Origin of the sequence: Paenibacillus timonensis (genome assembly GCF_022427145.1) — a bacterium.
Lineage (GTDB): Bacteria > Bacillota > Bacilli > Paenibacillales > Paenibacillaceae > Fontibacillus > Fontibacillus timonensis.
In genome coordinates, this window is the sequence record NZ_JAKSXN010000020.1 from 66,624 (window position 1) to 81,361 (window position 14,738).

A 14,738-nucleotide genomic window follows, 5' to 3' on the forward strand; every position below is an offset into this window, starting at 1 on the left:
CTTTCTTCCTGTCGGCTCTACCCTGGGCCGGCTTACTGAAGCAGGTTCGGCAAGTCGCTATCGGACTCCTCGGTATTGCTCTTGTACGGATATCCCGCTTCGTAAGGCGCGACTTGAATCCGGACATCGGTGATATGGGAAAAACGGTTGAGCAGCAGCATTTTGGCCCGATTGGCGATGTCGTTGGCTTCCATGACGGTGATCTTTGGATTGACGCTGATCCTGGCGGTCACGGTGACATAATGGCCGTTCTCCTGCGCTTTCAAATCGTCTACGGTGATGACCCCGTGCACCCGCTGTACCGTTTCGATCAATGAAGCGGCATCCTCTTCGCGAAGCTGCGACGCAGGCGAACCGTAAACGGACCGTTTCACTAGCCGATAGACTTGAATCAGCACATGCAAGGCTACAAGGATCGCCGCACTCGGTTCAAGATATGCCATGGCCGGCAAATCCCAGGCTTGCCCGCCCATCGCTCCAAAGATCCCCGCCAGCACAATGACGGATGAGAACAGGGATTGGCGGTGTTTCTCGACGAGCGATTGCAAATCGACGTCCGCCTTCCTGCGGGTTAACCGGAGCTTGACCTGAAACAGGGTTTCCCGTAAAGCCATCGACAGAAGCACGGCCGCCAAGACGAAGGTTTCCGGCGGAGCGGTATCCGCCTCGGCGATGTCGGTGATCGCCGCAATCCCTAACTGCACGCTGCCCATGAGCAGAAAGACGGAGAAGAAAATGGCCGGCAGCGGCTCGGGCGACTCCTTGCCCGTGGACGCCGAGCTTTCCCGCCGCAAACGGATATTCCCCGGTCCGGGCAGTCTGGCGGCAACGCCGGCGGCGGCATCGTATGCGGAATATAACGCTCCGGCCAGCAAAGCCAAGCTGCCGTACAGCAGACCCACCGTCCCCAAAAGTAAGCCCAGAACGATATCCCCCACGATGCCGGTCCATGTTGCCGGTTCCGGAATAACAGCTTGTTCTCGTGTCATAATCCCCCTCCTGATGCACGTAAAACGGATAAGAGGCGAAAGCCGCGTCGAAAGACGCGGCTCTATCCTTATCCAGCTAAAAAATATTGGCGGTTCAATCAGGCATAGCGGCCGCTTAGGATGCTTTGGCCGGTTTATGCTTTTGCTTGCTCTTCAATACGAACCAGAGCGGGCTGGCAATAAAGATGGAGGAATACGCCCCGAACAACAGGCCGATGACCATCGCCAGCGAGAACATCCGGATCGACTCCCCGCCCAGCAGGAAGAGGAAAAATGCCGCTACGAACACCGTTAACGCGGTATACAAGGAACGCATGATCGTTTGCGCTACACTCTCGTTCACCAGTTTGATCAGGTCCTGACGGGTCTTCTGCTTGGAAAACCGCAGGTTTTCACGAATCCGGTCAAAAATAACGATCGTATCGTTAATCGAATAGCCGATAATCGTCAATACGGCAACGATAAAGGTCAAGTCAACCTCAAGCCGGAAGATCGAGAAGACGGCGATCACCATGAAGGCGTCATGCAGCAGCGCCACGATTGCGGCGAGAGCAAACCGCCATTCAAAGCGGATACTCACGTAGATAATGATCCCGAGGCAGGAAATCAACACGGCATAAATCGCATTACGTGCCAGCTCCCTAGCCATTTCCGGATCAACGGTATTCACTTCAAACGAAGCCTTCTCATCCAACTTCGTAATTTCCGCTTTTAATTTCGCATCGTTATCTTCGTTTAAGACTTTTGTAAACCGGATATTCATCCGGTCTTCACCGGCACTGATCGTTGCTCCGTCATCAATGCCCAAGTTCTTCAGGATCGGATCGATTTGTTCAGCCGTCAACGACTTGGATAACGCGATGTCAACATTGGAACCTGCTTTGAAATCCACGCTGTAGTTCAAGCCGAAGAACGACAAACAGATGATACCGGCAATCGTCAGGACGATAGACAGGGTGTAGAAGTATTTACTTAGATGGACATAATCCAGTTTCTTATTAAAGCTCACGAATGTCACGCTCCTTCACACCGAAATACTTCGGTTTCAACAGCTTGCCGGCTTTAAGCAGCAGGTTCAGCAGGAAACGGGAGAGATAGATATTCGTGGCGATACTGAGTACGATTTCCACGATGAGCACCAAAGCAAAACCTTTAACGGCCCCCGTACCATACGCATACATCACGGCCGCAACGATGATCGTCGTAATCTGCGAATCCAGCACGGTACGCAGGGAATGCTTGTCCCCCGCTTTTACTGCGGACATAATGCTCTTACCGGTCCGCATTTCCTCATGAATCCGTTCATTGGTAATGATATTGGCGTCAACCGCCATTCCGATCCCGAGAATAAACGCCGCAATCCCCGGCAGGGTAAGCGTAAAGTCTGCCCAAACGAACACAAGGATAAGCAACCAAGTGTGTACGATCAGGGTAAACGAGGCAATCAGACCGGGTACCCGGTACATGCCAATCATGAACAACAGAATGAAGAGAGAGCCAATCAGGCCGGCTTCAATCGTCTTGTCCAGCGATTGCTTACCCAATGTTGCGCCGATGCTTTGCGAATATTTCTCCGTCAATTGAAGCGGAAGTGCGCCAAGGTTGATTTTGTCGCGCAGTTCCTTGGCCTTCGCCAAGTCTCCGCCCACGCTGATTTGAGCGCTTCCGTCGGTCAGGACCGCTTGAACGACCGGATCGGAGACCAACTCATTGTTCATATAAATCGCCAGCGGTTGCCCCAGCAACCGTTTGGTCACTTCGGCAAATTTATCCTTGCTGTTCACTTTGATGCTGACCACCGGTTCGTTCATTTGGGTGAACTCCAGCTTGGCTCCGTTGGCCGCAAAATCCGTGCCTATCATTTCAATTTTGTTGTATTCATCGGCGTTTTTCTCCGTGCCGTCCTTGCTGCGGAACGTCAGCGTAGCCGGTTCCTTCATCGTCTTACGAACCGTAGCCTCATCGGTAACGCCAGCCAGCTTCAAGCGAATCCGATTGGTGCCTTCCGTTGTGACTTCCGGCTCGCTTGTCCCCAGCTTGTTCGCCCGGTCCTCCAGGCTTTTCGCCGTTTGGATCAAGGATTCCTTCGTGACCTCGCTTCCGCCTTCCAGCGGACTGGCTTCATATAGAATCTCAAAGCCGCCTTTCAGATCAAGGCCGAGACGTACGTTCTTCAACAGGTCGGGGGTTGTCCAAGCCATGATGCCAAACGAGACAACCACGACGGTTATGAATGCGATAATTCTTTTCATCCCGTACTTCTTTCCCCTTTCAAATTCTCAATATTCCTATTATAGCGATGGCCGAAAAACCAGTCAATTTATCTAATATTGTCAATTTGATTAACGACCGGCACGAAAAAAAGATCCCATTCAATCCAAACGGGATCCCCGATAGGCGGACATCGTCATATAGTTCATAAACTGGGTCACTTTCAGAGAAAGAATGTCATTCACCAGTTGATACAAGGGAGGGATTCCGCCCTTCTCGTATTTATGGCTGATACACTCCCAAATGTCAGGTCCGGTGATATGCTCGTACCCGATAAGCCGGAACTCTTCGGCCTTGCTGCGACACAAGCCCTCGATAGCCTCGTTCAGTTGTTGGTCCGTCATTTGATCTTCAGCCACGCTTCCAAGCCCTCCTTCGAAAACCCGTCTTATTACATTCTACCCTAAATCTCCGAATCCTGCTTAGAAGAGTTCTTCCATTTCCGATTCTTGCGAAAAAGACGAGTCATGAACCAGGACAGGTCTGTCATATCCATGAAGAGAGAGGTTGTACGGGCCTCGCTTACGAGTTTATTAGGCAGCCGATCAGACCGAGTTTGAAGGGAATTCGAAGGTTGCCGGGGGAGTGGAGTTTCGATTGAATAAACAAACCTTTATCCAGGGTACGATGATCCTGCTGGTGGCAGGCATCGTGAACCGCCTCCTGGGCTTCATTCCGCGCATCATGCTGCCCCGCGTGATCGGGGCCGAAGGCGTTGGTCTGTATCAGCTCGGATATCCGTTTTTTCTCGTGCTGGTTACGATTATTACCGGAGGTATTCCGCTTGCCGTGGCCAAGCTGGTAGCAGAAGCGGAATCCTCGGGTAAACCGGAACGGTCGGTGTCGATTTTACGGACAAGCTTGGTGTTTACGACCGCCGCCGGCTTTCTGTTCACTTTTCTCTGCCTGTTTGGCGCACCGTGGGTGACCCGGTACGTCCTCACCGATCCGCGCGTATACCATACGTTTATCGCCATGTGCCCGATGATTATCATCGTGTCCGTCTCCTCGGTCTACCGCGGCTATTTCCAAGGGAAGCAGGATATGATCCCGTCGGCGGTCTCCTCGATAATGGAGACGGTCGCCCGAATCATCGGCGTCCTCTGGTTTTCTTATCTCCTGCTCCCGATGGGGATTGCCTACGCGGCCGCAGGAGCCATGCTTGGCGTTGTCGCCGGCGAAGTGGTCGGGATGGGCGTCCTCCTGTGGCAGTATCGGCGACTGCAGCGGAGGGAACGGTTGGGCGGCTCTATGCCGGGCGACAAAGCAGATGATCCCGCCCACACTGGAACCCATGACGAATCATCCGCCTCCGTCGCTTATCCGTTCGGCGCCACGCTGCGGCGAATTTTGCGCATCGCCATTCCGGTCACGGGCAGTCGTCTGGTCGGTTCGCTCTCCTACCTGCTGGAGTCGATTACGACGGCGCGAAGCCTGGCTATCGCCGGCATTGGGGTTGCCGTGGCCACTTCCCAGTACGGCGCGCTGCAGGGCATGATCATCCCTCTGCTGCTGCTTCCCGGTGCGTTAACTTCATCGCTCGCCGTATCGCTGGTCCCCTCGCTGGCCGAAGCGCAAGCGCGGGGCGACGTCAAGACGATCCATTTGCGGCTGCATCAATCCTTGCGGCTTGCACTGGTCACCGGCGCTCCTTTTGCCGCGATCATGTTCGTTCTGGCCGAACCGATATGCCGGCTTGTATATAACGACGCCGCGATCAGCGGCATGCTTAAAATCATGGCGCCCTTTGCCCTCCTGCTGTACATCCAGACCCCGCTGCAGGCAACGTTGCAAGCCCTGGATAAACCTGGCCGTGCGCTCGTCAACACGCTGGTCGGGGCCATCATCAAAATCTCGCTGATCTTCTATCTGGCCTCTAACCCGGCCCTGGGTATCTACGGCGCAATTATCGCCATTATCATCAACTTTGTCGTCGTTACGGTCATGCATGGATACAGCGTATCGAAGACCCTTCGCTACCGTTTACCTTATCTTGATATGCTCAAGGTAGGCGCTGCCATGGTCATTATGGCTGCCGCCGCCGATTATTTATATAAGAACTTCATCCTTAGCTCGCAAATGGGATGGCAATTCTTGATGGCGGCCCTGTTGTCCGGCTTGCTGTATTTGGCTTTAGCCGGCATCATGGGATTGTTTGATCTGCAGGACCTCAAGCGTCTCCCCGTTTTCGGCAAATGGTTTCGGAGATGACCGCTTACTTCTCGTCGATCGCATTAATGTACAGCTTCCCGTTATGATCGATGCTGCAAAAGAACACCTGTTTAAAATCCGATAAACCTTTCGTTTGGATTTGGTTCTTCAGCCAAAAGCGGGTTTTCCCAATTTGCCGCAGGTTCTCGTCGTTCACTTTGCCGTCCATAATCAGCGGCAGCGGAAGCGCCTCGAATTTGATTTTGGCGGAGAGGCTGGCCTCCCGTTTTTTAGGATGCGGCCCACCCTCCCCTTCAGATTTCTCTTTGGGAATTACGCTCAGCTGCCCGGTTGTTTCCAAGACGGCAAACTCGACGTCGGCAACGCTGTCGATCTTTTGCGAACGCAGCTGCATCAATAAATCATCCAGGTTGTAACGCTGTCGCCTCATTTCTTTGCGGTTGATTTGCCCGTTTCGAATAATGACGCTAGGCTCGCCGTCGAACCACAACCGCACCTTACGGAAACGAAGCGACAGCAGGGCGATGGCGATTTGAATCAATAGCAGGGTCAGCATAGGGACGATTCCGTCATAAATCGGCCGATCGATATCTTCCAGGGCAAAAACGGCGATTTCTGCAATCATGACCGAGATCACCAGGTCGAAGATGGACAGCTCGCCGATTTCTCTTTTTCCCATAATACGCATGACTCCGAACACCAAGAAATACATCAGGACGGTTCGGAAGATATGGTTTGCCATATGCTCGACCACGCCAATTCCTCCTCCGGCTAGAAGTTCGCACAAAACATGGTATAGCTATTCTGACCGCCCCCTCTCCTTTCCATGCGAAACGTCACAGGTCAAAATGCGGGAGGCTTGCAATAATCTTCCTTGCTCAATTTGGCCAAGTCAGGTCTATCCGGATAAGCTTGACCATAAAATGTGGTAAAACGTCTGTCGAAGACATTGAGGACAGGAGGCCGAGCACGATGCATTTGATCCGCCGAATATTCGGGATTCGTTTGTCCCAGCCCACCGTTGCCGGGTTATGGTATGGATTTTTATGGATGATGATTGGCGCATTGATTTTATCCTTATTACTGCAAGGGGATATGCTTGAGGAATTTGAAATGACGGTGTATACCTATCTCGTGCATGCCGTTGCCGTCCTATTCGGAGGAATCGTATCCGGCAAACGCGCCAAACAGAAAGGATGGTATCAAGGGGCTCTGACCGGAGCGCTGTATGTGCTGCTCCTGCTGCTGATCAGCTTCTTGGCCATGGATACGTCGCTGGGGCTTCAGGAATGGGCGTTAATCTTGCCGGGGTTTGTCCTCGGCGCGATCGGCGGCATGGTCGGAGTGAATCTCGTCCGAAAGTAAGCATGAAAAAAGAGCCTGTTCGCCACAGGCTCTTGCTACGTTTCTAACGGGAATTTTAACCTTCCGACTCCTTGATCGCGTGACTGATTGCGCTGCGGTCAAACGTCAGCTTGGTTACATCGTTGACGCGAAGCACCACCGTATCGTCGGTCAGCTCCATAATCGTCCCGTGCAAACCGCCGATTGTCACGATCTTGTCGCCTTTCTTCAGAGCATTCAGCATCGTAGTGCGCTGCGACTGCTTTTTCTTCTGCGGGCGAATCAGTAGGAAGTAAAAAACGGCGATCATGATAACAAACGGAATGATCATGGTGACCAGCGAACTGCCGCCGGTCGGCTGTTGTGCGGCATACTGAAAGAACATGTCTTATCCCCCTTTCCAAAATCGACTAACGGTATTTCTTAAAATCCTTTGTCATTGCCAAACAGACCGTACTGCTCAAAAAATTCATCCCGGAAATCCAACAACCGATCGTCCATAATCGCCTGACGGACTTTGTCCATCAGCTTAATGAGGAAATGCAGATTATGGTATGTAGTTAATCGCAGCCCAAACGTCTCGTCGGCTTTGATTAGGTGGCGAAGGTACGCCCTGGAGTAATTCCGGCAGGTATAGCAGTCGCACTCGGGATCCAGCGGTCCGAAATCGTTGGCATACTGAGCGTTGCGTACGACGAGACGGCCTTGGCTGGTCATCGTCGTGCCGTTGCGCGCAATCCGGGTCGGTAGCACGCAGTCGAACATATCGACGCCGCGAATCGCCCCTTCGATCAGCGCATCCGGAGAGCCGACCCCCATTAAATAACGCGGCTTGTCTGCCGGCAACAGGGGAACGGTATATTCCAGCACCTCGTACATCAGCGGTTTAGGCTCGCCTACACTCAGTCCACCAATAGCATACCCCGGGAAATCCAGCGAAGTCAAATCGCGGGCGCTTTGCTTGCGCAGGTCCTCATACATGCCGCCTTGAACGATGGCAAACAAGCCTTGATCTTGGGGGCGAGCATGGCTTTGCAAGCAGCGTTCTGCCCAGCGCGTCGTGCGCTCCAGCGAGTTCTTCACGTAGTCGTAATCCGCCGGATAGGGCGGGCATTCATCAAACGCCATCATGATGTCCGAGCCCAGCGCATTCTGAATTTCCATCGCCACTTCCGGGGAGAGGAACAGTTTGTCGCCGTTCAGATGGGAGCGGAAATGGACGCCTTCCTCCGTGATTTTGCGCATCTCGCTGAGCGAGAATACCTGAAACCCGCCGCTATCCGTCAAAATTGCCCGGTCCCAGTTCATAAATTTGTGAAGTCCGCCCGCCTGGCGAATGATCTCGTGTCCTGGCCGCAAAAAGAGATGGTACGTATTGCTCAAAATAATCCGCGCATCCATCTCCTTCAATTCTTCCGGACTCATCGTCTTCACGGTGGCCTGCGTACCGACCGGCATAAACACCGGCGTGTCGAACGAGCCGTGCGGCGTATGCACGCGCCCCAGCCGGGCACCGGATTGCTTACAGGTCTTAATATGTTCATAGGTTATTGCTGCTACCAATCTGATCAACCGTCCTCTTTTAATAGATGAACAACCTCGTTAGTAAATAAACATGGCGTCGCCGAAGCTGAAGAACCGGTACTTCAAGTCGATCGCCTGTTGATAAGCGTTCAAGACCCGCTCCCGGCCCGCTAGTGCGCTAACTAGCATGACCAGCGTCGATTTCGGGAGATGGAAGTTCGTAAGGAGCGCATCCACCAGTCCAAACCGGTAGCCGGGATAGATAAAGATGCCCGTCCAGCCGCTGCTCTTGACGATCGGGCCGTCCCCGCATTGCTGGGCGACCGTCTCCAGCGTCCGAGCCGAGGTGGTCCCGACGGCCACGACTCTGCCGCCTCTTGCTTTCGTTTCGTTCAGCACGTCAGCCGTTTCCTGCGGCAGCACGTAATATTCTTCGTGCATGACATGATCCTCGACCCGGTCCACCGACATTGGCCGGAACGTCCCCAGCCCGACGTGCAGCGTGACGAAAGCGATCGTCACCCCTTTGGCTCGCACTTGACCCAGCAAGTCTTCGGTAAAGTGCAAACCCGCGGTTGGTGCGGCGGCCGACCCTTCGTGTTTGGAATACACGGTTTGGTAACGTTCGCGGTCATCCAGTTTCTCCTTGATGTAAGGAGGCAACGGCATCTGGCCCAAGCGATCCAGGATTTCGTTAAAAATCCCTTCATAAACGAAGCGGAGCACGCGCCCGCCCATTTCACCCTCGGATTCGACGGTGGCTCGCAACTCCTCCCCGAACACGATGACCGTGCCGGCTTTCAGTTTCTTACCGGGTTTGACCAAGGCTTCCCAGCGGTCTTCGCCCAAATTTTTGAGCAGCAAAACTTCGGCTTTGGCGCCGGTATCCTCTTTCATCCCGAACAAGCGGGCTGGAATCACCCGCGTATCATTGAGCACCAGCGTATCGCCCGGCTGCAAATACTCCAGTATATCGGAAAACGCATGATGCCGGATTTCCCCGGTTTGTTTATTTAACGTCAGCAGGCGCGAAGCGCTTCGCTCGGCCAGCGGCGTTTGGGCAATCAGCTCCTCCGGGAGCTCGAAATCGTAAAGATCCACATTCATCGGTTTATTCATTCCTTAACGATAGTCACATTTTGGTAGTAGTGTTGCAAGATTTGCTGGTAATCATACCCGGCGTCGGCCAATCCTTTGGCCCCCCACTGGGAAAGTCCCAGGCCATGGCCGTTTCCGCGACCGACGAAGACGAATTGGTTGGACGTGTCGACCACGCGAGCGGTCTTATCGCCGCTCATCACGACCAGCGAACCGTTTGCTGCTGTCTTGCCCGATGCCGACTGAATCGTCGTTGCGGACGAGGCCGTCCCCGTTGCCGTAGTTCCTCCTGCACCTTGTACAGTATAACGCCCGGTTTGGACGATATCAAACAAGGTGCTGGGCAAGCCGTTCAGAGCGGAGCGGTACGAATCGGGATATTTGACGTCAAGCGGCTGCCCGTTGGCTTTGACCTGCGTCACGCGCCCGGACGGCCCCCGCTGGGTGACTTCCAGATTCAAAATCGGGGATGGGGCTTCCGTTGACGTTTTGCCCTTCAGGGACTTCACCAGTTCCTCCGAGCTGTAAGGTCCACGGATCCACGCATAGGAGCTGGATTCGGGCACTTTATCCAAAACGATGGCCTGGTCGCCCGGATTCAGCTTAGCCAGCGGCTCAACATCGGACTGAATGAGCGGCAGCTTCCGAACCAGAACGTTGCTGGTCGTTACCGTCAGCTTCTGCATACCTGCCGATGTCGTCCCGTTTAGCGCCGTGTTATCTTCGCGAACGTATCCCGTGATCCCGCTGGACAGCAGAACATGATACCACGATTTCAATGAAGCCTGCGCAGATTCGTCTCCATCGCTGGGCACGCTGGAATAAATCGGATTGACATTCCCCCAAACCTCGCTCGAATCCGCCGTGACGCCGCCGCTGTTGGACGCGAAGATGCCTTCCACGATTTGCCCGTTCGCCGCCGTCAGCACTTCTCCGGCCGTGGCATCAACGGCCTGGACGATGCTCGACACTTCCTTGTCCGTCCCGTTATAGACTTGGCTTAAGGTCGTATCCACAAGTCCGGCTACTTTGAACTTGTTCAGTCCCGCGTTATACAGGGCATAGCTACGAGCCGCGACCGCCTGAGCTTTCAAAGCCTCCTGAGGCCAAGAGGACGGGACCTCGCCTGCGACGACGGAGTACAGGTATTGTTCTAACGGCAGCTCATTGACGAGCGCCAGTTGTCCATTCACCTTACTTATCTCAAAATCCCCGCGGTAGCTGCGCGCCGAACGCTCCACAACCTGAATCGGAGAATTGCCGTCATCCCGGATCATCAGTTTGGCGCCTTCCCCGCTGAGCTCGTAGTGGTCAACGCCAGCAGGGCCATCCAGATTCAGCGTCACGTCACGATGCAGAAGCAATGCGGGGGCATTCTCGCTAACCGGAGCCCAGGAAATCCCCGGATATAATCCGGTCAGCTCGGTTTGCAGCGCGGATTGCTCGGATGCGCTCAAAGCGCCGCCAACCCATACCGCATATTGCTGCGGCCCGGTCATTACGACTACCGCCTCCGCATGCGGGGCGGACAGCGTTTGGCGAAGATTCGCGGCTTCCGCCTGACTTGCGAACGAACCCGCGGTTACGTACAACGGCCCGCGCGCTTCGGCTTTTCCGCCTTTCAAGGAAGCGGACAGCGTTTGACTGACCCGGTCCGCCGCTTTCTGTGCTTCTGCCTCACTGACGTAAGGCCCCGTATACACGCGGTATACCGTGCCCCCAGCTTGGTCTACCGCGAAGGCCACCGGCTTATCCAACGTGCTTTGCAGCTTCTTGACCGCAGCGGCAACCGTAGCCCAATCCGCGGACTCCAACGCTTTGACCTTATATCCGTTGGCGCTAAACCTTGCCGTACCTCCCGCTCCCAAATGGAGCCAAGGCTCCAGCGCCGAGTTGACGACAAAACCCGCCTCCGCAGCAGCCGCTGTTTTTAGCGTAACGGCCGGCGTCGTCGATTTATAGGTACTGCCCAAGTCCAAGTACATGGCGACGCGAACTCGTGATGTATCCGAATCGTCGGCTGCTGCCGGTAGGTGAATCATCCCGGCTAACAGCAAACCTGCGAGAATTCCTTTTCCCCATCGAGCGAACGAAATTGTCCGTTTAGTACTTTTCAAACCCGCTTCTCCTCCTCCATGTTGCCTATGGGCTTTGTCAAAGTCAAGGCGTCTCCGGCATCGGAAGACCTAAATGATGATACGCTGCCGCCGTCACCATTCGTCCCCGCGGCGTGCGCTGCAAAAATCCGATCTGCAGTAAATAAGGCTCGTACACGTCCTCAATCGTCTGACTCTCCTCACCGATGGTCGCGGCGATCGTATCCAGCCCGACGGGGCCCCCCCGGAAGCTCGTAATCATTGCCCGCAGCATTTTGTGGTCGATGAGATCCAACCCCATCGGGTCAACCTGCAGCATCTGCAGCGCTTCTTTGGCGATCTCGGTGGTAATCATGCCGTCGCCGCGCACTTGAGCGTAGTCGCGCACCCGCTTCAGCAAGCGGTTCGCGATGCGCGGCGTCCCCCGCGAACGAAGCGCGATTTCCGTCGCCGCATCGCCAATCATTTCGATGCCGAAAATATCCGCGCCCCGCGACACGATATAGCTGAGCTCATCGATGTTATAGAACTCGAGGCGGCTGACGACCCCGAAACGGTCGCGCAGCGGCGCCGACAGGAGCCCCGCCCGCGTGGTGGCGCCAACCAGCGTAAAGGGCGGCAGGTCCAACCGAACGGACCGGGCACTAGGCCCTTTGCCGATCATGATATCCAGCGCGAAATCCTCCATGGCCGGATACAGCACTTCCTCCACGGTCCGATGCAGCCGGTGAATCTCGTCGATAAACAAGACGTCGCCTTCCTGCAGGTTGGTCAACAGCGCGGCCAAATCCCCCGGTCGCTCAATGGCCGGTCCCGAGGTCGTACGCAAATTGACGCCAAGCTCGTTGGCGATAATGTTGGCCAGCGTCGTTTTGCCGAGTCCCGGCGGTCCGTACAACAGCACATGGTCCAGGGCTTCCTTGCGCATTTTCGCCGCTTCGATGTAGATTTTCAAATTTTCCTTGATCTGGTTCTGTCCGATATACTCCGCCAAATAACGAGGCCGCAGGCTTAACTCCACCGCCTGGTCTTCCATCATTAAATTCGCGGAAATGATCCGGTCCTCCATCATGCGCTAAGCTCCCCTTCCTGTCTTATCCTTAGCCGGCGTACAGCAGCTTGAGCGCCTTCTTCATGACGGAATCCACCGCCTCGTCCGGCCCGACATCGTCCTTCAGGCGATGCCATACCTTATCCAGCTCCGCTTCAGTATACCCTAGCGCTTTCAGACCTTCGCGCGCCTCCGGCCATCCCGGATTTCCGCCATCCCGCAGGGTCTCGCCCCCCTCCGCAGGCACCGGATCGAACAACGTGCCGCCGACGCCCTCCAGCTTGTCCTTGAGGTCCAAAATCATCCGCTGGGCCGTCTTCTTCCCAATACCCGGCAGCTTGGTTAAAAAGGCGATATTCTCCTGATGGATCGCCGCCACAACATGGTCCGGGCTGCCGCCGCTTAAGATTCCCAGCGCCACGCGCGGGCCGATGCCGGATACCTCGATCAGCTTGCGGAACAGCTTCTGCTCCTCGCGGGTCGAAAATCCAAATAACAGGATCGCATCTTCACGCACATGGTGATGGGTATATACCGTTACCGTTTCTTGTCCTTTGGCCGCAAAAGCGTACGGATTCGGACAAAACACCCGATACCCGACCCCTTGCACATCCAAGACGACGTACTCTGTTTCCAAATGGGCAATCTGGCCCCGCAAAAAATCGATCATGAACGCAATACCTCGTTTATTTTAGAGTTTAAAGTATAAGAATGCGCATGGCAGATCGCTACGGATAACGCGTCCGCCACGTCGTCCGGCTTCGGGATCGCCTGGAGCTTCAGGAACATGCGCGTCATTTCCTGCACCTGCCGCTTCTCGGCTTTACCATACCCCACGATCGCCTGTTTGACCTGCATCGGAGTATATTCCGCAATCGGCAACCCCTTCTGCGCCGCGGCGAGCACCAACACGCCCCTCGCTTGGCTGACCGACATCGCCGTCGTGACGTTCCGATTAAAAAACAGCTTCTCGAACGCCACCGCATCCGGCTTATATTTGTCGATCAACTGAATCATCGCCTCATAGACATGCATGAGCCGCTCTTCCTCCGGCGTATGGGCTTCCGTTTGGATGCAGCCGTACTGGACCGGCGTGACTTTGCTGCCCTGTTTATCGATAAATCCGAACCCGACAATGGCGATGCCGGGGTCAATCCCAAGTATACGCAAGGCTCATCTCTCCCTATCGTTGCTTAAACTCCCCCATGATCCTCGGATGGAGCCCTGTCCCGCGTAAAGCGAACATATGTATTCACTTTATTATAGCAAAAGATCGCTAAAGATTGAGGAAAAACTTTGTAGGGCTAGAAATCCTCCGGGAAATACAAAAAAGACGTTACCGGGTAACGTCTTTCACGCCATACGATTATTTTAGCGGGGAGAGCGGATGATTGGGTTATGGCTCTTCATCCTGCTGCATGACCCTCTCCGACGGTTCGATCGCAAAGTCGCTGAAGGTGGACAGCACGCTGTTGTATTCCTCTACATCCTGTATGCGGATTCCCCGTTGGAGTTGTTGAATCACTTCCGCCGGCAAAGCGCTCTCCATCATCTCCACGTCCATCTGGAAAAAAGTACGGATCACCTTTTCCTTCTTGGGCGGCCCGTCAAACAGCGTCAAATTGCCATCCCTGTCCAAACCGATATACCCCCGCGTTTTGCAGGTGTCGGAAAGGCCGTCGATTTTTTCCTCGATCCAAACGTCGCCGCCTGCACCAAGCCGTCCTTCCCATGCAGGGTGGTCCTTCATCAGGGTGGCGATTTCCTCCGGTGTCATGATGCCAAGAACGCTGCTTTCTTCGCCGCAGGTATATATTTTTGTCAAATGGACGATTCGCGATTTATCCTCTTCCAGGTCCAACAACCAAGCTTCATCGGCCTCCGGGGCAGCTTCCTGCCATTTCCCCAAGGTTTCGATCGCCATCGGTTCGCGGGCCATCAGCTTTTCCATTTGATCGGATAATGGGAGCCCCATCCAAGCCATAACCGCAATCAAGCAGAAGGCGCTGGCGGTCCATATGGCGCGTCTCCATCTTCTCCATCGTTTTTTTAGATGTTTTTTGATTTGGAAGATATTCACGGTTATCCCCTTCTATCGGACTTTTGTCTCTATTGTGGCCGACAGCGGGAACCTTTATTCAATTCTGGAAAACGGCGAAGTCCCAAGAATGCGTATCTAAAAATCATATCTAA

General features: G+C 54.5%; 15 protein-coding genes. 2 read left to right on the top strand and 13 right to left on the bottom strand.

Annotated features, from left to right (window positions below; all coding sequences use genetic code 11):
* Window positions 1-32: 32 nt before the first annotated feature.
* The 4 genes from MJ257_RS10005 to MJ257_RS10020 form a co-directional block, all read right to left on the bottom strand.
* Window positions 33-989 (bottom strand): cation diffusion facilitator family transporter, encoded by a 957-nt coding sequence (locus MJ257_RS10005; protein WP_240269116.1) that lies wholly within the window; start codon window positions 987-989, stop codon window positions 33-35.
* Window positions 990-1,104: 115 nt separating this feature from the next.
* Entirely contained in the window at window positions 1,105-1,998 is an 894-nt protein-coding gene (secF, locus tag MJ257_RS10010) for a protein translocase subunit SecF (RefSeq protein WP_240269117.1), read from the bottom strand.
* Entirely contained in the window at window positions 1,988-3,241 is a 1,254-nt protein-coding gene (gene secD / locus MJ257_RS10015) for a protein translocase subunit SecD (RefSeq protein ID WP_240269118.1), read from the bottom strand. The genes secF and secD overlap by 11 nt, the downstream gene beginning before the upstream one ends.
* 120 nt (window positions 3,242-3,361) lie before the next feature.
* Complete coding sequence (locus tag MJ257_RS10020) at window positions 3,362-3,604, bottom strand: post-transcriptional regulator (RefSeq protein ID WP_068785339.1); 243 nt, start codon at window positions 3,602-3,604, stop codon at window positions 3,362-3,364.
* A 253-nt stretch (window positions 3,605-3,857) separates the two neighbouring features.
* On the opposite strand from MJ257_RS10020, the gene MJ257_RS10025 reads away from it, so the two are divergent.
* On the top strand, window positions 3,858-5,471 hold the full coding sequence (locus tag MJ257_RS10025; protein WP_240269119.1) for a putative polysaccharide biosynthesis protein: 1,614 nt from the start codon (window positions 3,858-3,860) through the stop codon (window positions 5,469-5,471).
* Between the two features lie 4 nt (window positions 5,472-5,475).
* Here MJ257_RS10025 and MJ257_RS10030 read toward each other — a convergent pair whose 3' ends face one another.
* Entirely contained in the window at window positions 5,476-6,174 is a 699-nt protein-coding gene (locus tag MJ257_RS10030; RefSeq protein WP_275693766.1) for a DUF421 domain-containing protein, read from the bottom strand.
* Between the two features lie 230 nt (window positions 6,175-6,404).
* Between MJ257_RS10030 and MJ257_RS10035 the strand changes: the two genes are divergently transcribed.
* Complete coding sequence (locus MJ257_RS10035) at window positions 6,405-6,797, top strand: TIGR04086 family membrane protein (RefSeq protein WP_240269121.1); 393 nt, start codon at window positions 6,405-6,407, stop codon at window positions 6,795-6,797.
* A 55-nt stretch (window positions 6,798-6,852) separates the two neighbouring features.
* On the opposite strand, the gene yajC is transcribed toward MJ257_RS10035, so the two are convergent.
* The 8 genes from yajC to MJ257_RS24910 form a co-directional block, all read right to left on the bottom strand.
* A complete protein-coding gene (gene yajC, locus MJ257_RS10040; RefSeq protein ID WP_240269122.1) occupies window positions 6,853-7,161 on the bottom strand; it encodes a preprotein translocase subunit YajC in 309 nt (102 codons plus the stop codon).
* Between the two features lie 38 nt (window positions 7,162-7,199).
* Window positions 7,200-8,339, bottom strand: a complete 1,140-nt coding sequence (tgt, locus tag MJ257_RS10045) for a tRNA guanosine(34) transglycosylase Tgt (protein ID WP_240269123.1) — start codon at window positions 8,337-8,339, stop codon at window positions 7,200-7,202.
* A 39-nt stretch (window positions 8,340-8,378) separates the two neighbouring features.
* Entirely contained in the window at window positions 8,379-9,407 is a 1,029-nt protein-coding gene (gene queA / locus MJ257_RS10050) for a tRNA preQ1(34) S-adenosylmethionine ribosyltransferase-isomerase QueA (RefSeq protein WP_240269124.1), read from the bottom strand.
* Window positions 9,408-9,415: 8 nt separating this feature from the next.
* Complete coding sequence (locus MJ257_RS10055; protein ID WP_240269125.1) at window positions 9,416-11,440, bottom strand: SpoIID/LytB domain-containing protein; 2,025 nt, start codon at window positions 11,438-11,440, stop codon at window positions 9,416-9,418.
* A gap of 118 nt (window positions 11,441-11,558) precedes the next feature.
* A complete protein-coding gene (ruvB, locus tag MJ257_RS10060) occupies window positions 11,559-12,563 on the bottom strand; it encodes a Holliday junction branch migration DNA helicase RuvB (protein WP_240269131.1) in 1,005 nt (334 codons plus the stop codon).
* A gap of 31 nt (window positions 12,564-12,594) precedes the next feature.
* The gene (gene ruvA / locus MJ257_RS10065) at window positions 12,595-13,215 is read right to left on the bottom strand and encodes a Holliday junction branch migration protein RuvA (RefSeq protein ID WP_240269126.1); all 621 of its coding nucleotides are present in this window, start codon (window positions 13,213-13,215) and stop codon (window positions 12,595-12,597) included.
* On the bottom strand, window positions 13,212-13,715 hold the full coding sequence (gene ruvC, locus MJ257_RS10070; RefSeq protein ID WP_240269127.1) for a crossover junction endodeoxyribonuclease RuvC: 504 nt from the start codon (window positions 13,713-13,715) through the stop codon (window positions 13,212-13,214). The genes ruvA and ruvC overlap by 4 nt, the downstream gene beginning before the upstream one ends.
* A gap of 226 nt (window positions 13,716-13,941) precedes the next feature.
* Window positions 13,942-14,625, bottom strand: coding sequence for a BofC C-terminal domain-containing protein (locus MJ257_RS24910; RefSeq protein WP_240269128.1), 684 nt, complete (start codon window positions 14,623-14,625; stop codon window positions 13,942-13,944).
* Window positions 14,626-14,738 lie beyond the last annotated feature (113 nt).